Genomic DNA, 18900 nt, shown 5'->3' with positions numbered 1-18900 from the left:
CTAATTCCTTTCATTAGCGTTTTTTAGCACCCAATCTATGGAAGAAAATTTGCTAATTTCTAGCTTATCAAGGGTGTAGTTAATAATTAATCTTGTAATTTTATTATGATTTTCGGGTGGATTTAGTTTTTCTAAATCTTCTGATTTCGTGTACAAAAGGCCTTTAAGATAGGCAAATTCCTCTTTATATAGAAAAATCTTATCACGGATAATATATTTATCATCTTCACAAATCAAAGACGATTGGCTTTCTGAGAAAAAAACTTCACTACTAATAACTTTTTTACCGCAAACACCGCAAGTACTCAAATTTGGTTTAAAACCTGAAAATGAAATATATTTTAATAAAAATGCCAAAAAAATGTTTATTTGATTACTTCCTGCATTTTCAAAGGCTTCAAAAGTATTTTCAATAAGTTTGTAGACAACTTCGATCTGGATTTGATCATAAGTTCTTAAAAGTAAATCACAAATAGCTGATTTATATAAAATCACATCAAAATTTTTATTTGACTTTGAATAAGATTTTATAAGACTTGCTTCCTTTATCCCATAAAATTCTTTGCCAGATTTATATAGGTTGTAGGAAGCTTTTACAAATCTTTGAGTAACTCCTAGGGTTTTAGATTTTTTGTTCATAGTACCCTTGGCAATTATTGATACTCTTCCAAAATCTTTGCTAAAAACTTCGATGATTTTGCTAGTTTCCTTGTAGGGGAATTCTCTTAGGACAAAGCCTGTCACATCAGAAAGATCATTTGTAGCCAAACCTATCCACCAATTTTTCTTTTTTGCGCCAGTCTTTTTCGACCTTGACCCAAAGTTTTAAATTGACCTTGCTGTCTAAGAAAACTTCGATTTCTTTGCGGGCCTCTATGCCAATTTGCTTAACCATAGATCCACCCTTGCCGATAACAATTTCCTTATGAGAATTTTTTTCAACAATGATAGTTGCATCGATATCGATAAGATTTCTATTTTCTCTTTGTTTAAAATTATCAATTCTTACAGCAATGCCGTGTGGGACTTCTTCATTTAGATTATTTAGAGCCTTTTCACGGATAATTTCTGAAACGATAAATCTTTCTGACTTATCAGTGATCATATCCCTATCATAGTAGGCTGGGCCCTCATCTAGCATTTCTTTTATGGTTTCTATATATTGGTCGATATTTTTATCTTCCAAGGCAGAAATACCAATAATATGCTCAAACATTTCCATGTTCTCAAATTTATTTTTTATTTGCTCAAATTCATCTTCGCTTAGCAAATCTGTTTTGTTAATAAGTAAAATTTTAGGAACATGGATGCGTTTTAGCATTTCAATTATTTCTCTATCAAGTCTGCCTATTTCTAAGGAATTGTCCACTATAAAGGTTACAATATCAGACTCTTTTAATGACTCCTCACTAAATTCAAAAAGTTTTTCTTGAAGCTTGTTTTGTGGAGTTTGGATGCCTGGTGTGTCGATAAAAATTATCTGGCTATCCTCATCATTATATATTATTTGTATTTTATCTCTGGTTGTTTGGGGTTTGTTTGAAATAATCGATATCTTTTCTCTTAAAATCTTTTCCATAAGAGTTGATTTTCCAACATTTGCCCTGCCAACTACCGATATAAATCCTGATTTCATTTATTTTCTAAATCCTTACTTGAAAAACTGTGTGGCAAAAGCTCATCTATGGTGAATATCTTGTAATCATCCACACTATTTGCTATCACTATTTTAGTTTCATCATCAGCAAATTCTTTTATAAACTGCCTGCACACTCCACAAGGGAATGTATCTTGACTATCGCCGGTTATCACTATATATGCAAAGTCCATTTCTCCCTCGCTAATGGCAGTGCTCATTGCTGATCTTTCTGCACAAAGGCATGGAGAATAGGCTGCATTTTCTATATTTACTCCCTTATAAATGGCTCCTGACTTTGTTTTTACAACTGAGGATACCCTAAAGTTTGAATAAGGAGAGTATGAATTTTTCTTATTTGCTATTGCAATATCAATTAAATTTTGTATTTCCTTCATGAAAATATCCCAAATATAGCCATGGCCATGGATGCTCCAAGGATGGCTCCTCTAACAATTTCCGGTATGGAGTGAATATTAGCCTCATACCTACTTTCTGCAATAATAATTGCAAGTCCTAAAAATAAAAGTTTTACAAGAGGATTTGTACTTTGCATAATACCAATAGTTGCAATGCAAAATCCTAGCGATGTATGACCACTTACAAATCCGCCCTTAAAAGCCGTCCCGTGACCTTCATAGAATACACCTTTTAAGAAAATTGTAACTACAATTGCTAAAGAAAGTGTAATAACCGCTAAATGTGACGGTTGTCTAGTAATCCTAACAATTACTGAATTATAAAAATCTATAAATTTATCAAAAAATATTAGATAGGCCACAAAAAGCGCATTAAGTGCTGAAATAAAAACTGCAGCTGCAGCTATGTCTTTGCTGGCCTTTGCAAAGGGAGAATATTTGCCACCACTGGCTAGGTTTACTGCTTGCTCTAAGGCTGTATTTAATAATTCAAATCCTAATACAAAGCTAACTGCAAACACTAAAGTTATCATCTCTATTCTAGAAAGATTAAAAAATAAAGATGCAACTAATAAAATCGCCAGGGCAAGCAAGTGAAATTTCATATTTTTTTCGTGATTTATAGCCCAAACCAAACCCTCATAGGCGTAATCAAATCCTTTTAAAAATTTTTGCCCATGAGAGAGTTCTTCTTTTTCAAAGTTTCGATCATTTAACTTTTGGCGGGCTGCTTCATTGCGCTCTTGTTCTTTTCTCCAGTCTTCGAGGACTTCTTTTTTGATTTCTTCTTTAAGAGTCTCTCTTTCATTTTTTTCAGTCATTTTTAAAGACTCCCAATTTTTTCATAACTTCCTTTTCTCGAGCACGCATTTCAGATTTTTCCTCATCTTCCATGTGGTCATAGCCTAATAAATGTAGCATTGAGTGGGCTGTAAGATACATAATTTCACGATCTAGTGAATGGCCAAAATCTTTTGCTTGTTCCTTTGCCACATCCATAGAAATTACAATATCTCCAAGCATAGTATCTACACCCTCAATAGAAAAGTCCTCATCCATAGGAAAAGATAGGACATCAGTTGGCCTATCTACATTCCTAAATTCTTTATTTAATTTGTGAATCTCATCTATATCTACAAAAGTAATGGAAACTTCGTATTCTAATGGCAGTCCCTCTGTTTCTAGGACTGTTTTTACAACACTTTTTAGCTTTTCATCCATGTCAATTTTTTCATTAGTTTCATTTGCAATTATGAGATTCATATACTATCCTTAAAGTTCTTTTTCTTTGTCTGTTTTTGCTTGTTTTTCTTCTCTTTGCGCTTGATTTTTGGCATCTTCCTTATCGTAAGCATCGATAATTCTTTGAACAAGAGGATGTCTAACTACATCTACTGATGAGAAGTTTTGAAAACCAATACCTTTGACATCTTTTAGTATACGTTCAGCAGTTCTAAGCCCACTATTTTTGCCACGAGGCAAATCAACTTGGGTTTTATCTCCAGTGATGATTGCCTTTGAACCGTAACCTAAACGGGTTAAAAACATTTTCATCTGCTCACTTGTTGTATTTTGTGCCTCATCAAGTATTACAAAAGCATTATCTAAAGTACGTCCTCTCATATAAGCAAGAGGGGCAACTTCAATCATTCCTTTTTCTACCAAGCCTTGGTAAGTTTCAAATCCTAGTATTTCAAAAAGTCCGTCATATAGTGGGCGCAAATATGGATCCACTTTATCTTGTAAGTCACCTGGTAAAAATCCTAGACTTTCTCCAGCTTCTACTGCTGGACGAGTAAGGATAATCCTATTTACTTCGCCTTGCTTAAAGCTTCTTACTGCCATAGCAACAGCCAGATATGTTTTACCAGTACCAGCAGGACCTATACCAAAAACCACATCATTATTTTTTATTTTTTCAATATAGGCTTGTTGGCCTAGTGTTTTTGGTTTGATTGGTTTTCCTGTTGCAGTTGTGATAATTGAATCATCAAGGGCTTGTTTGATTACATCCTTGTTTTCACGCTCCAGCATATCTGCATAATATTTTATTTTTTGAAATTCCAGGCTACCATTTTTATCAACTTCATTTAATAGCTCTATAATAAGTTCTTTGGCAAATTCTGTGTTTATACCCTTACCACTTACTTCTAGGCCATCTTCTTTAAGTTTTATTTTGGTATTGAAACGTTCTTCTATATATTTTCTATTTTTATCAAAATTACCAAATAAAATTCTTACATTATTTGGATTTTCAATTGCTATAGTTCTATTAATATCAATCCCTCCGATTGTTTTTGTGTGTATTTATTATACCTTTTTTAGAATTTTTTTCTCTTAGCCAAGGGAGGGGCCAGTATTTCTGACATAATAATTGCTTTTCTGAAATTCTCTTTGTTTTTAAGAGTTTTTTTGTAAGAATCTATTTTTTCGTGTTTTTCTGCGTCTTTTACACTTTTTCTCTTATAGTGGATGTCTTTTTTATATAATTTTTGCTGTTTTTTTTCTCTAAGTTCTTTAGCTCTTTTTTCTTCTAATCTTTTTCTTAAATCTGGATTTACTGGATCTCCTTCAGGACCCATCATGGATTTTCCACTTATGCTACCTTTTGAGTTTACATTTCCCTCATAAGATCTTTTATTCATCCCACTTTTTTTATTATTTGATTCTTTTTTAGGAAAAAGCTCTTTTACATCTTTATTGTCAGAAAATTTTCTAAACACTGTTGGTTTTCTGCCAGATTGGTAACTTTGTTTTTTCTTTCTCTCTTCTTCCTCGACTTCTCTTTCAGCTTCTTCTATAAGTTCATTTATAGAATTTTTTGCCGACTTTATCCAAGAATCAAAGGATTCATAAGATGTTTTTTTCTTCTTATTATTAGACATCAAAATCACCCGCATCTACATCTGATAAGCTTTCGCGCATTTTTGTATCTGCGTTGATATTTTTCATATTATAATAGTCCATGATTCCTAAGTTTCCACTTTCAAATGCATCAGCAATGGCTTCTGGTATTCTCGCTTCTGCTTCTACTACTTTTGCTTTATTTTCTTGTTCTAGAGCGATAGCTTGAGCACGACGTTCTTCAGCTTTAGCTTGAGCAATATTTTTGTCAGCTTCTGCTTGGTCACGTTGTAATTCTGCCCCAACGTTACGTCCTACATCCACATCAGCTATATCTATTGATAAAATCTCATAAGCTGTTCCTGAATCAAGTCCCTTCATTAAAACTGTTTGGGAAATATTATCTGGATTTTCTAAAACTTGGGCGTGGGAATTTGCAGACCCTACTGTAGTTACAATACCTTCCCCAACTCTTGCGATAATTGTTTCTTCGCCAGCTCCACCTACAAGTCTATCTATATTTGCTCTTACTGTTACTTTTGCAATTACTTTTACTTCGATACCATTTTTTGCAACTGCTGCAATTACTGGTGTGTTGATTACTTTTGGTGTTACAGAAACTTGTACAGCTTCAAATACATTACGTCCAGCAAGATCGATTGCTGCTGCTTGCTCAAAAGGCAAGTCAATATTTGCTCTTTCTGCTGCGATTAGGGCATCAACAACTTGGTTGATATTACCTCCTGCAAGATAATGGCTTTCTAAGTCTTCTGTTCTAATTGGAATGCCTGCTTGGTGAGATTTGATAAGGGCATTTACAATTACATGTGGATTAAGTCTTCTAAAACGCATGGCAACTAGGGATGCCATTGAAATATTTACTCCAGAAAATCTTGCTGTTATCCATAGTCCTATTGGAACCATTGTGAAAAATACTATAAGTACAATTATAATTATTGCTGGTGCTAAGAATTCCATACTTTCTCCTTTACAATTATGTGGCCATCTTTTATGGCAACTACTTCTACATCTTTGTCTTTACCTATGAAATCACTGTTAGATTTTGCATCGTAAGCAGTCCCTTCTATCTCTATTCTACCTGTTGGCCTTAGAATAGTTTTTGTAACTCCAATTTTGCCAATCAAACTTCTGTAATCATTTTTGCTATTATATCCCCTTAGGGATGAATTAGTATTTGTTAGGATAAATCTATCAAATAGATTTCTATCAAATCCTAATTTTACATAAATAGTTACGGTAAGAACTATTGCAAGGGCGCTTACAACAAGTATTAATATACCTGTTTGGCTATCGGCAAAACTATCCATCACAGAATAAATGGTCAAAATGATACCTACTATGCCAATCACCCCGAAACTTGGTATAAATATTTCTAGGGCAAGCAGAGTGATTCCCATTATAAAGGTTAAAATCGTCATATTATCTGCTACATTATATATGGTGTTTTGGTAATAGAAAAACCCAAAAAGTAACAATGCTAATATGCCAAAAAAAACCTTTTTTTCTGTGAAAAGTATTGAAATCACAAAAATAACTGCCAGTACAAAACTTAGGGCAATTATAAGATCATTTGCAAGCATACTTTCCGCCTTTCTTTTTTCTTATGACAATTATCTAATAAAATTGCTAAAAAATCAATATTTTAGACCAAAAAAGGCTAGTAACAACTAGCCTTCTATAAGTTCTCTTAGCTCTCCTGTTAGCTTGTAATCAACTTTTTTAAGCTCATCAATGTTTCTTACTCCAAGAAGGGCCATAATTATTTTTATTTTTAGATTTATTTCTTTTAAGAAGCTTTCGCAAGCCTCATAACCACCATGCAGGAGGTAGCTTAACACTTCCCCACTCATTGCTGCCATATCAGCTCCAATTATTATTGACTTTACAATATCCATAGCAGTTTTTATCCCACCTGATGCAATTATAAAGCTATCATCTGCTACACTTCTTACATCTATAATAGATTTTGCTGTTGGTATCCCCCAGTCATAAAGATCGGAGTAGTCAACTTCAAAGTCTCTTAAATCCTCAATTTCTATAAAATTTGTACCGCCCTTGCCGGCAACATCGATATATTTTACGCCAGCATTTACAAGTTTTTGGGCAACTGATTTTGAAATACCAGATCCAGTTTCTTTTACAATTATTGGATATGAGAAATCTTTAATTAGTTTTTCAATCAGATCTATGGATGAGTGGTAGGAATTGTCTCCCTCTTTCATAACAAGCTCTTGGGCAAGATTTAGGTGGACTTGCATGGCGTTAGCATCGATTAGATCTCTTGCAAATACAAAATCTTCGTACTCACGTTCAAATCCAAGATTACCAATCCTAAATAAATTTTCCTTGTACTTTACAAGTTCAAAGGAATCACGGGATTCTTCATCAGCTATGGCAATTGATTCGCTACCTACAGCCATTGGTATATTTAGCGATTCGCAAATGGATGATAGGTCTTCATTTATATTTACTGATGCAGATCCCCCACCAGTCATTGCATCTACCATTAGGGGCATAGCAATTTTTCTGCCCATAAATTCAATGCTAGTATCAATTTCATTAAGGGAAACATCTGAAACTGCGTTGTGTTCTATATAGACATTTTCTAAAAGAGTGGATTCTCGTGATTTACTTTTTAAATAATTTTCGATATGAGCATCTTTTCTTTCACGTCTTTGACTATTCATCCGCATTTTCCTCTCTTGGTTCTGCATTTAGTGATTCATCTAACATATCTTGGTTTGTAGTGGTCGTTGTAGTAGTTATGGTTTCAGTGTAACTATCTTGCTCATTATTTTGATCTTGAGTTTGTGCTTGGCCTTGATTTTGCTCATTATTTACTGGCTTTTCTTCAATTGTTTTTGTTTTTGGTAGTGGTGCTTCTTCTGTTTTTGTTTCTTCTTGCTTATTCTCATCATGAAGTCCCCTATCAGTGGACTCATCTTTGATTTCGTCATAGTGTTCGTATTCCTGATAGCCAGAATCTTCTTTTTCCCAATTTTTTAGCTTAAAGTTTGGGAAAACCTCATCAACTATTTTCCAAGTTTTTTCAAAATCAGGAATGTAGTAGCTGGTACCATCGATGGTTTGCTCCATACCTGGTACTATGTGGGTGTCCATCTTATCGGATGAGAAATTATTTATATTTCCCGCTAAATCCATAATAGCCATCATTGGCAGATTTGTTTTTACATATTGTAGATAGTTTGAAATAAATGTCATTATATTCATATTTTTTGATTTTTTGACAATTTCATCTACCATGGCTTTTACAAATCCTTGTTGGGTATTTACCCTACCGATGTCACCATTGTTGTAGATATTTCTAGTTCTTAAATACCACATCACTTCGTTGCCATCTAAATGGTTTAAACCTGGTTTTATTTGAACTTTTCCTTTATCGATACTAATACCTTCAGGAACTTCATAATCTACTCCACCTAAAGCATCCACTATATTTATCAGCGCTTGATAATTTATTTGCACGTAATAATCAATGTCTAGTCCCAAGAAACTTCTTAATGTTTGCATGGTTAGCTCTATACCGCCAAAGGCATGGGCATGGTTGACCTTATCAAATTTGTCGCGGATTTTTATCCTGCTATCACGAGGAATACTCATTAGATCCATTTTCCCCGTTTTTGTATCTGCCTTTAAAAGCATGATGGTATCTGTACGGGTAAAATCTGTATTTTTGTCATCATCTCCATTTTTGTCTACACCAACTAAGAGGATTAGATATTCTCCGTCGGCTGTCTTCACTGCGTCGTCATTGTAATTTGGTATGTCTTTGTAAGCTAAATCCTTTTGGTTTTCTACTAGCTTATCTAGGATAAATTTTGTCCCAAAAAAGCCCACAAGTATAACCAATAAGCTTAAAAAAAATCTTTTTGCTTTCATAAAACCTCTTCTCTTATTAAAAATTATTATACCATCAAAAAATAAGTTTTAAATTTTAAACTTTAGGGACTAAATATATTAATTGCAAGTTTATAAATGTAAAACTTAAATCGATATATATTTTTATAAAACTTATTTCTACATTCATAAAAAAAGGATGCAGGAAATTTACCTTGCACCCTAAAGTTTATATATTTATTCAATTTACAATAGTTGTTTAGCTTCTTTTACATCTACTACTAAGACTCTGTTGGCAAAAGGATATTTATCATGTACTTTATCAAAGTATTCACCATCGTCTAAAAATTCTGCACTTCCAGTAATCCTAAAGCCTGTTCCTTGATATCCGTTAAATCCTTCTACTTCTCTTGCTGCCATTGTTAGGATAACTTCATTATTTTCTTTAACATCATTTTCTGTTGAAGTCATTCCTGCTGCTGGGATTAGTATTTTATTATCTTCAATAACTTGTAGATAAGTATTCCATGTGCAAGTTACATGCGCTCCTTTACTTGTCCAAGAAGTGATGGATACGCTACCCTCATGGCTTATAACTTCATAAAATTTTTCGTTTAACATATTTTCTCCTAATTTTCTATTTTTTGTAATTCTTTTTGTTTTAGGGCATCGCGAGCCTGGCTCATCATTAGTTTTACACGGTTAATTTGGTTTACCTCGCTTGCTCCTGGGTCATAATCAATTGCTACTATATTAGCTTGTGGATATTCTTCTCTAATTTTTTTCATAACACCTTTTCCTGTTATGTGATTTGGAAGACAACCAAATGGCTGGATGCAGACAATATTTGGTGCATCAGCGTGGATTAGTTCTACCATTTCTCCAGCTAGTAGCCAACCTTCACCAGCTTGGTTTCCAAGACTTGTCACATCTTTTGCATATTCTGCAATTTGGTCGATATATTCTGGTTCATTAAATCTTTTTGACTCACGGAGAGCTTTTCTTACTGGTTTTCTATATTGTTCGACAATGCTTATACCAATTTTACCAACTGTGGCACTCATTTTGCTTTTCCCGTACAGATCAGCTTTTAATTCTGAGTTTTTCATGCAATACATAAAAAAGTCTGTTAGGTCTGGAAGTATTACTTCCGCTCCCTCTTCTTCAAGGACTTTTTGTAAGTTATTATTTGCCTCTGGCAAGAATTTCACTAGGATTTCTCCAACAATCCCCGCTTTTGGAATTTTGATGTCTTTTACTGGTAAATTATCAAAATCTTCTACAATTTCTTTAACAGCTTTTTTGTATTCTCTATCATTCATGGTTGGAGCGCTAGATTCTAGGCGGTTAATCCATTCCTCTTTTAATTTATCAGTTGCACCCTTTTCCACTTCATAAGGTCTTGTTGCATTTGCAACTCGATTTATCAAATCTCCAAAAATTATTGCCCTGATTCCTCTTTTTAAAAACGGAATTGTGGATGGTTTTCTTAAATCAAGTCCTGAGTTTGTTTCGATACCTTGGGCAGAAATTGCAATTACTGGAATATTTGGATATCCAGCATCACGAAGACCTTTTCTAATGTATCCAACATAGTTACTTGCTCGGCATGCCCCACCTGTTTGTGTCATTACAATTGCAAGTTTATCTGTATCATATCTACCAGAATTAACAGCTTCCATAAATTGTCCCACAACTGTAATTGATGGGTAGCATGAATCATTATTTACGTATTTTAATCCTTGGTCAAGGACTTTGTCATTTACAGTATCTAAAAACTTAATATTCATGCCAAAGTGATGGAAAACTGGACTTAAGATTCTAAAATGTTCTCTTGCCATTTGTGGAGCAAGAATTGTGTATCCTTCTTCTACCATTTGCTTAGTAAATTCTGGGGTTTCATAATCTAGGCGATTCAAATCTTTTCTAAACTCGATACCCTCCATTTTCTTTTGATTTAGGGCTTGGAGTAAAGATCTGATTCTAATTTTTATTGCACCAAGATTTGAAACTTCATCTATTTTAAGAAGTGTGTAAATTTTGCCGTAAGCTTCAAGTAAATCTTGGACTTGGTCTGTTGTTACCGCATCAAGTCCACATCCAAAGGAGTTTAGTTGGATTAATTGTAGATTTGGATTTTCTGCTACATATTCTGCTGCTCGGTAAAGTCTTGCGTGGTATGACCATTGGTCAAGGACGCGGACTTTTGTGTCTACATCTTCGATATTGTAGGCAACTGCATCTTCAGAAATAACTGGTATATGCATAGACTCGATAAGTTCTGGAATTCCGTGGTTAACTTCTGAGTCAATATGATATGGTCTACCTGCAAGGACAATTGCATTTAGATTATTTTTATTTACATAATCAATAATTTCCTTGCCTCTGATTCTTATTTGATCGTGGTAATTTTGAAGTTCCTTCCAAGCGGCAGCTGTTGCGTTTTTGATTTCTTTTTTACTTAGTTTCTTGCCATTGTGCTCATAGCCTTCAAATTCTTCAATGAGTCTATCTGTAATTATTTTTTCACTTTCTAGCGAAAGATATGGATTCATATATTTTTTGCCAGCTAAGGACTCCACATTATTTTTAATTACATCGGGATATCCTGATACAACTGGGCAATTCATATGGTTTTGAGCCTTGTCAAATTGCTTGTATTCGTAAAAAATTGCTGGATAGAAAATCAAATCCAAATCATCTCTTGCTGCCAAATCTTCTATATGACCATGGGCAAGTTTTGCTGGATAGCAGGCAGTTTCTGATGATATGGAAGAAATCCCTTTTTCATACATTTCTCTGTCTGATTTGCCAGATAAAACAACATCAAAACCTAATGATGTAAAGAATTTATGCCAGAATGGATAGTCTTCGTACATATTTAGCACGCGTGGCAAGCCAACCTTTCCCATACGAGCGGCATCTCCCAGAGTTTTTCTATTAAATAGCAGGTTGTTTTTAAACTTGTACATATTTAAATCTGCCATTGTTTCTTCTTTTTTAACGCCAGCACCGCGTTCGCATCTATTGCCTGTTACATAACGAGTTCCATCTGGGAAAACATTGATGATTAAGGCACAATTGTTGGTGCACAAACCACATCTTGCATTTTTTTGTTCATAAGTAAAGTTTTCTAATTCTGAAATATCAGATAAGCTTGATTGGCCAGTTGAATTGTCGCGAGAAATGAGGGCCATACCCATAGCTCCCATAAGTCCTGCAATTTCTGGTCTGGTTGTTTTTCTGCCAGTAATATTTTCAAAGGCTCTTAAAATCGCATCACCATAGAAAGTTCCACCTTGGACTACAATATTATCTCCAAGAGATTTTGGATCGCGAACTTTGATTACCTTTTGGATAGCATTTTTAATTACAGAATAGCAAAGACCTGCTGCAATATCCGCTACTTCTGAGCCTTCTTTTTGGGCTTGTTTTACTTTTGAGTTCATAAAAACTGTACAACGGCTACCAAGATCTGCTGGTTCTTTGGAAAATAGTGCTTTTTCTTGAAATTCTGCTGCAGACATACCTACGCTTGCGGCAAAGGTTGATAAAAATGATCCGCAACCTGAAGAACAAGCTTCATTTAGCTGGATAGAGTCAATAATACCATCACGGATATGCATGGCTTTCATATCTTGGCCACCAATGTCTAGGATAAAGTCAACATCTGGATTGAAAAATTTTGCTGCACGGTAGTGGGCAATGGTTTCTACTTCTCCATTGTCAACACGGAGGGCATTTTTTATAAAATCTTCCCCGTAACCGCAAATACCAGATGAAGCAATGTATGCCTTTGGATTTTTCTTAGCATATGCATCTTTTAGCATATTTATAACTACTTCAAGTGGTCTGCCTAGGTTCATTCTGTAATCTTCGTGGATAATATGCGCATCTTCTGTAACCCACACCATTTTGCTTGTAGTAGATCCTGCATCTATGCCGACATAGATAGGCCCCTCATATGTAGATATATCTTGGTAAACTACTTCATCTGTTTTGTGTTCTTTGACAAAACGCTCATACTCTTCTTTGTTAGTAAATAGAGGTTCTAATTTTTTTGTCATTTCCATATCTTCTGGAGCGTCTTTTTCTAATTCTTTTATCAAAGTACTGTAAAGTACGTAATCATCGTTCTCAGCTGAAAGTATAGCTGCACCCTTTGCTACGTAAAGTTGTGCATCCTCTGGAGTTGTGAAAGTATTGCCATCTTGGCCCAAAGTTTCGACAAATCTATTGCGTAGTGCAGGTAAGAAGTGAAGTGGACCCCCTAAAAATGTAACATTGCCACGAATTGGTCTCCCACAGGCAAGATTTGAAATAGTTTGGTTAACAACTGATTGGAAAACAGAAATTGCAATGTCTTCACGGCTTGCACCTTGGTTCATCAAGGCTTGGATATCAGTTTTTGCAAAAACACCACAACGGCTGGCTATCGGATAGATTTTCTTATAATTTTGGCTTAAATCATTTAAACCAGAGGCATCAGTATCTAAAAGTGCCGCCATTTGGTCAATAAATGCACCAGTACCCCCTGCACAAATAGAGTTCATCCTTTGCTCAACTGATCCTGATAAATATGTAATCTTAGAATCTTCCCCGCCTAGTTCAATTACAACATCTGTTTCTGGTATAAATTTTCTAATTGCAGCAGTTTCTGCAATAACCTCTTGGACAAAGTTGATGCCCATATATTTTTCAAGAAACATACCACCAGAGCCGGTAACATTTATAGTTATATAATCGTCCTTAAACTGATCATAAGCCTCAGTTAAAACTGCCTTTACAGTTTCTTTAACATCCGATTTATGTCTTCTATACACTTGATAAAGGGTGTTAAAATTTTCATCTGTAATAACAATTTTTACAGTAGTAGACCCTACATCAAGTCCCATATGTAAATTCATATTATGCCTTTCTTATTCTAATCTATATTTAAAATTTATCTATAATTTGACTTTATTTTTTATATAAGTAGCACTTATATTTTACCACTTTGAACAAGCTAAATACAAGCAAAAAAGTAGGGTTAATTTTAGTTATAATTTAGTTATTTTTTGTTTTTATAATCGATATATAAACGGAGGTATATTATGACAAATATTATTGAAACTAAAAATTTGACCAAGCAATTTAAGGGTTTTAAAGCATTAGATAATGTCTCTATAAATATTGAAGAAGGCAAAGTTTATGGACTTTTGGGTCCAAATGGCGCTGGAAAATCAACATTTCTTAAACTCATAACTCAAATAATAAAGCCAAGCTCTGGCGAAATTGTTTTTAAAAACCACCAAATTTCTCAAAATGATTTAAGGCAAATAGGTGCTATCATTGAAAATCCAGCTATTTATCCAAACCTAACTGCCTATGAAAATTTAAAAGTACTAACAACTTTATTAAGTATTGATGAAAATAAAATTAATGAGGTCTTAAAAACAGTGGACCTTACTAATACCGGCAACAAATTAGCTCGCGAATTTTCTTTAGGTATGAAACAAAGGTTAGGTATTGCTATGGCTCTTATTAATAATCCCAAACTTTTAATCCTAGATGAGCCAACCAATGGTCTTGATCCGGTGGGCATAGCAAAACTTAGAGAGCTTATAAAATCTTTTACAAATGATGGAATTACAGTTCTTATCTCTAGTCACATCTTAAGTGAAATTGACCAAGTTGCCGATAAAGTTGGTATCCTTGTAAATGGGAAATTAGCCTATGAAGGTGAAAATGATAAGGGAAGCGATCACTTAGAAAATTTATTTATGGATATTATCAAGAAAGAAGGTTTTTAATATGGTAAATACTTTAAAAGCTGAACTTTTAAAAGAAAAAAGATCTGCTAACTTTAAATTACTCCTAATAGTTCCCATAGGATTTTTGATATTTAACCTGATAATGGGTAATTTGATGGCACCAGATCCAGAAGGTAAAAGCTATCTAATAGCCACTACTTTTAATTGGTTTCCCATACTAATCTTACCTATAATAATCAGTTTACTTACTACAAATATTTTAAAAAAAGAAAAGCAGGGCCAGTTAAATTTACAAAAAAGCTTGGGCTTAGATGGTAAGCAAATAAAACTTGCCAAAGCTCTAGTAGTTATACTGGAACTTTTTGTAATAATAATCCTATCATCTATTATAACCTATCTAATAGGTGGGTTACTCTTAGGGAAAAATATAAGTTTAGGGCTGGTATTTAAGGCTGGATTAGTTTTATTTGCTGGATCTCTAGCTATTGTTGGTTTTTCATTTTTTTTGATGAGTCTAGTTAATAAGAGCTTTGTAATTATTATCTTAAACTTTGTCATGTCACTAGTTTCACCAATCCCTGCTACTAGCAATATGTGGAAATTTTATCCTCACTTCTATAGTTTAAGGATGCTAGCCCCTGTTATAGGTGTCCATCCCAACGGAACTTTTTTAGAAAAAGGCTCAGAATTATGGAATGCCCAAGTGATACCTATAGCTATAGTTTTAAGTTTTATACTTTTTGCTATTTTTATAGGCTTATCTTTGCTTAGAAAGGATAAAGAAAATGCTTAATATAATAAAGTCAAACTGGTTGAGAACGAAAAGAGAGCCTATAAGATGGGTTTTATTTTTAGCACCCATCTTATACAGTATTTTATTTTCTATATATGTATATGGACCTAATAGCATAATGGGATTTGAAGTCTATGGATTTTATATAGGTCTTGCAATCTTATCAACATTTTCTTTAAGTTTTTTTGTTCCAATGGCTTATGAAGCAGACAAAAAAGCTAGCTATTATTTAAATGATATAAGATTTGCCATAAGCCGTAGGAAAGCTTTTATAGGAAAATTTTTGCTAATTGGCATTTTATATGCTTTAATAATTTTAATAGCTAGCCTAATCTTCTTATCCTTTTGGATATTAATAAAAAATAAGCCAGCAAATTTTAGTGAAATTATTACTATAATCTCTGTTCTATTTTTTACTTTGTTGCCCTTGATATCTATCTATCAAGCCCTAAATTTAAAATTTGGACAAACTGGATCAATTCTTGCAGGAGTTTTTATAACTTTAGCTGCAATCTTATTAGGAACGACCGAACTTGGAGCACTTATTTGGAAATACTTGCCCTTTGTATGGCCTATAAAATTACTATATTTATTAGCACAAGCAAACATTAGCTTAAAAATATCTTGGATATATATTGGTCTTAGCCTTGCTATTACAATTATATGTCTGTATTTAACATCAAGTTTTTTTAAGAACTGGGATGTTTATCAAAAAACGGAGGATTAGATGAAAATATTACTAATCGATGATGATATTGACCTTACGAGGTTAATAAAAAACACCCTCAAAAAAGAATATGAAGTTGATATCTTTAATGATGCATCGATTATTGATCCAAATATTTTTACCAAATATGATTTAATAATCCTAGATATTATGATGCCTAATATGAATGGTTTTGAGTTTTTAGAAAAATATAGGGATATGATTGATGTCCCTATTTTACTTTTAACGGCCAAAGATTTTGAAAACGACAAACTAGCAGGATTTGCCCTTGGTGCTGATGATTACATTACAAAACCATTTTCAATTAATGAACTTCGCGCAAGGGTAACAGCTCATCTTAGACGAGAAAAAAGAGAAAAACATAATCGTCTGCTAGATTTCCCCGTTTCTTGTGATTTACTAGCAAAAAAATTTTACTGCTACGAAGATGAAATCCATCTAACAAAGAGTGAATATGGCATATGTGAGTTACTTATGAAAAATAAGGTCCAAGTTTTTACCAAAGAAATTATTTACACATCTATCTATGGCTATGATGCTGACGGTGATAGCCAAACTTCAATAACTGAACGAATAAAGCTAATTAGAAATAAATTTGGAAAATACAAAGTTAACCCTATAAAAACAATCTGGGGAGTAGGATACAAATGGGAAATAGAAAATCTTTAGGTAGACTTATAACAAAATATGCAATTTTAGAGATAGTTTATACTTTTTTTGTATTCCTCTTTTTCTTAATTAGCATCACTTTATTAATAAGAAAAGGATATATTTATCCAGCAAATTATGCAGAAATGAACATATCAAAAGTTGAAGAAAGTTTAAAAAATCCCGATTTCAATCCTAAGAGCATCCCATACTATTTTGACTATAAATATACAAAAAATGGGGAAGTTTTAGCAAATACAATTGATACTAAATATAAAAATTATGTAGAACAAACAGAAAAAACTGGATTCACAAATACAAACTTACCCTTTAATAATAAATATTTTAAGAAATTAGCTAGAGATGATAAAACACTAATTTTAGCCTATCAAATCTCCCCCATCCTCGCATCAGAAAGAGCCTACAATAAGGTAAAGAATGTAGAGCTTCTTTATATTTCTCTAGCATTTATAATCTGGTTTTTAGGATTTACACTTTTAATTAGAAAATCCATAAAAATCATAAAAAATGAAATAGAAAAAATTTCAAAAACCAACCAGCAAATCAAAAATATGGATCTAGATTTTAAATCAGAAGATTCAAAATACACAGAAATTGCTGGAGTATTAGATTCCTTAGACGCTATGGCCATAGATTTAAAAAAATCCTTACATGACCAATGGCAGATAGAACAAAGGCAAAAAAATCTAATAGAATCAATCACCCACGACATCCGCACACCTATTACCCTAATAAAAGGAAACACGGAACTTTTAAAAGAAGAAGGCAATCCTGATCAATTAGAATATATAAATGATATAGAAACCGGTATAGATCGCTTAAATATTTATATCGAAAAACTAACTAATTTTTCAAAAAACATAGCAAATAATCCACAAAAAGTAGATGAAAACGCAATTAATTATTGGATAAACATTGCAAAATCAATATGTAAAAACGCAAATATAAATCTAATAGTAACAAAATCAGAGCCTTCAACGATAAAGCTAGATAGAGAACAAATAGCAGTAGCTATACAAAATATAATAGTAAATTCCACAGAACACAGTCCCAAAAATAGTAACATTTATCTAACATTTGAAAACCAAAAAAATTACTTCCAAATAATAATAAAAGATCAAGGTCCAGGTTTTAAAAAAGAAATCTTCGATAAGATCCCACAAAAAAATCTAACCACCAAAACCGATAAAATAAAGCACGGCATGGGTTTGGTAATGGTTGATGAGATTTTAAAATCTAATAAGGGAAGACTAAATTTGGGTAATTATCAAAAAGATAGTAAGAGCGGAGCAATAGTAAAAATTATTTTTTATAAATAAAGGGAAAAAAACAAATGTCAAAACATATACCATTAACTTTAAGCTCATGGACCTTGGGAGACGAATGTACATTTGAACAAAGGGTAAAAGCCGCAAGCCAAGCAGGATTTGATGGAATTGGATTAAGGGCTGAAAATTATATAGATGCCATCCATTCAAGATTAAGGGATGCGGATTTATTAGAAATTTTAAACAAATATCAAATAAAAGTAACAGAAGTAGAAAGCATAACCCAATGGGCTGATGATAATATGCCTTACGAAATGAAGTACAAAGAGAAAATGTGCCACCATATGTGTAGAATTTTTGGTGTAAATCATATTAATGTGTTTTTGTTAGAAGACTATCCATTAGAATATGTATCTGAGAAATTAAAAAATCTTTGTCTAAGAGCAAGGGATTTAAAGATTGCTCTAGAGCCAATGCCATATAGTGGCATATACGATTATTTAGATGGATATGAAATAATAAGAAAATCCGGAATGGATAATGCTTATTTAATTTTAGATAATTGGCATTGGGTAAAAGCCGATCATAATTATAATGGAATACTGCCAAAAGAAATATCAGAAAAAGTAATTTCTATTCAACTTAATGATTCCTATAGAAGATCTTATGCACAAGATTTTCTTAGAACTGAATCTATGCATGACAGACTCCTTCCAAATCACGGGCAAAATAATACTTCAGGATTTGTAGAAATGATCAAAAAATCAGATGTAAATCCCCAAATCATAAGTGTAGAAGTAAATTCAGATGATTTATTAAGTATGGGAATATATAAAGCTGCAAAGATGGCTTTTGATTCAACTAAAAATGTTTTAAATAAATCATGGCCAGAAGTTTTAGCATAATAAAAAA

General features: G+C 33.1%; 19 protein-coding genes. 6 read left to right on the top strand and 13 right to left on the bottom strand.

Annotated elements, in window-relative coordinates:
- The 13 genes from recO to JNO63_RS00465 all read right to left on the bottom strand — a co-directional run bounded on the left by recO (position 1) and on the right by JNO63_RS00465 (position 13685).
- The gene (gene recO, locus JNO63_RS00525) at positions 1-768 is read right to left on the bottom strand and encodes a DNA repair protein RecO (protein WP_203126221.1); all 768 of its coding nucleotides are present in this window, start codon (positions 766-768) and stop codon (positions 1-3) included.
- Positions 755-1636: a GTPase Era gene (era, locus tag JNO63_RS00520; protein WP_203126220.1), complete on the bottom strand. Its 882-nt coding sequence runs from the start codon at positions 1634-1636 to the stop codon at positions 755-757. The genes recO and era overlap by 14 nt, the downstream gene beginning before the upstream one ends.
- Positions 1633-2034: a cytidine deaminase gene (gene cdd, locus JNO63_RS00515; RefSeq protein WP_203126219.1), complete on the bottom strand. Its 402-nt coding sequence runs from the start codon at positions 2032-2034 to the stop codon at positions 1633-1635. The genes era and cdd overlap by 4 nt, the downstream gene beginning before the upstream one ends.
- Entirely contained in the window at positions 2031-2876 is an 846-nt protein-coding gene (locus tag JNO63_RS00510; protein ID WP_203126218.1) for a diacylglycerol kinase, read from the bottom strand. Before JNO63_RS00510 ends, cdd begins: the two co-directional genes overlap by 4 nt.
- On the bottom strand, positions 2869-3318 hold the full coding sequence (gene ybeY, locus JNO63_RS00505; protein ID WP_203126216.1) for an rRNA maturation RNase YbeY: 450 nt from the start codon (positions 3316-3318) through the stop codon (positions 2869-2871). Before ybeY ends, JNO63_RS00510 begins: the two co-directional genes overlap by 8 nt.
- A 9-nt stretch (positions 3319-3327) precedes the next feature.
- The gene (locus JNO63_RS00500) at positions 3328-4290 is read right to left on the bottom strand and encodes a PhoH family protein (protein WP_443111041.1); all 963 of its coding nucleotides are present in this window, start codon (positions 4288-4290) and stop codon (positions 3328-3330) included.
- 86 nt (positions 4291-4376) lie between these two features.
- The gene (locus JNO63_RS00495) at positions 4377-4940 is read right to left on the bottom strand and encodes a hypothetical protein (protein ID WP_203126214.1); all 564 of its coding nucleotides are present in this window, start codon (positions 4938-4940) and stop codon (positions 4377-4379) included.
- Positions 4933-5877 carry a flotillin-like protein FloA gene (gene floA / locus JNO63_RS00490; RefSeq protein ID WP_203126212.1) on the bottom strand — a complete coding sequence of 315 codons (945 nt, stop codon included), beginning with the start codon at positions 5875-5877 and terminating at the stop codon, positions 4933-4935. Before floA ends, JNO63_RS00495 begins: the two co-directional genes overlap by 8 nt.
- Positions 5865-6500: an NfeD family protein gene (locus JNO63_RS00485; protein ID WP_203126210.1), complete on the bottom strand. Its 636-nt coding sequence runs from the start codon at positions 6498-6500 to the stop codon at positions 5865-5867. The genes floA and JNO63_RS00485 overlap by 13 nt, the downstream gene beginning before the upstream one ends.
- Positions 6501-6587: 87 nt before the next feature.
- The gene (gene fni, locus JNO63_RS00480; protein ID WP_203126208.1) at positions 6588-7607 is read right to left on the bottom strand and encodes a type 2 isopentenyl-diphosphate Delta-isomerase; all 1020 of its coding nucleotides are present in this window, start codon (positions 7605-7607) and stop codon (positions 6588-6590) included.
- Entirely contained in the window at positions 7600-8820 is a 1221-nt protein-coding gene (locus JNO63_RS00475) for an LCP family protein (RefSeq protein ID WP_203126206.1), read from the bottom strand. The genes fni and JNO63_RS00475 overlap by 8 nt, the downstream gene beginning before the upstream one ends.
- 204 nt (positions 8821-9024) lie before the next feature.
- Complete coding sequence (locus tag JNO63_RS00470; RefSeq protein WP_203126204.1) at positions 9025-9399, bottom strand: pyridoxamine 5'-phosphate oxidase family protein; 375 nt, start codon at positions 9397-9399, stop codon at positions 9025-9027.
- Positions 9400-9407: 8 nt separating this feature from the next.
- A complete protein-coding gene (locus JNO63_RS00465) occupies positions 9408-13685 on the bottom strand; it encodes a 2-hydroxyacyl-CoA dehydratase (protein WP_203126202.1) in 4278 nt (1425 codons plus the stop codon).
- Between the two features lie 186 nt (positions 13686-13871).
- Between JNO63_RS00465 and JNO63_RS00460 the strand changes: the two genes are divergently transcribed.
- The 6 genes from JNO63_RS00460 (at position 13872) to JNO63_RS00435 (ending at position 18893) form a co-directional block, all read left to right on the top strand.
- Positions 13872-14570: a lantibiotic protection ABC transporter ATP-binding subunit gene (locus tag JNO63_RS00460; RefSeq protein ID WP_203126200.1), complete on the top strand. Its 699-nt coding sequence runs from the start codon at positions 13872-13874 to the stop codon at positions 14568-14570.
- Between the two features lies 1 nt (position 14571).
- Positions 14572-15324, top strand: coding sequence for a lantibiotic immunity ABC transporter MutE/EpiE family permease subunit (locus JNO63_RS00455; RefSeq protein WP_203126199.1), 753 nt, complete (start codon positions 14572-14574; stop codon positions 15322-15324).
- 118 nt (positions 15325-15442) lie between these two features.
- Complete coding sequence (locus tag JNO63_RS00450) at positions 15443-16051, top strand: lantibiotic ABC transporter permease (protein WP_203126197.1); 609 nt, start codon at positions 15443-15445, stop codon at positions 16049-16051.
- Entirely contained in the window at positions 16052-16720 is a 669-nt protein-coding gene (locus JNO63_RS00445) for a response regulator transcription factor (protein ID WP_203126195.1), read from the top strand.
- Positions 16699-18039: a sensor histidine kinase gene (locus JNO63_RS00440; RefSeq protein ID WP_203126193.1), complete on the top strand. Its 1341-nt coding sequence runs from the start codon at positions 16699-16701 to the stop codon at positions 18037-18039. Before JNO63_RS00445 ends, JNO63_RS00440 begins: the two co-directional genes overlap by 22 nt.
- Before the next feature lie 14 nt (positions 18040-18053).
- Positions 18054-18893, top strand: a complete 840-nt coding sequence (locus tag JNO63_RS00435; RefSeq protein ID WP_203126191.1) for a sugar phosphate isomerase/epimerase family protein — start codon at positions 18054-18056, stop codon at positions 18891-18893.
- Positions 18894-18900: the final 7 nt, after the last annotated feature.

Source organism: Anaerococcus sp. mt242 (assembly GCF_016798225.1).
Lineage (GTDB): Bacteria > Bacillota > Clostridia > Tissierellales > Peptoniphilaceae > Anaerococcus.
The sequence above is the reverse complement of the archived record's forward strand: the minus strand, read 5'-3'. Positions and strand labels throughout refer to the sequence as shown.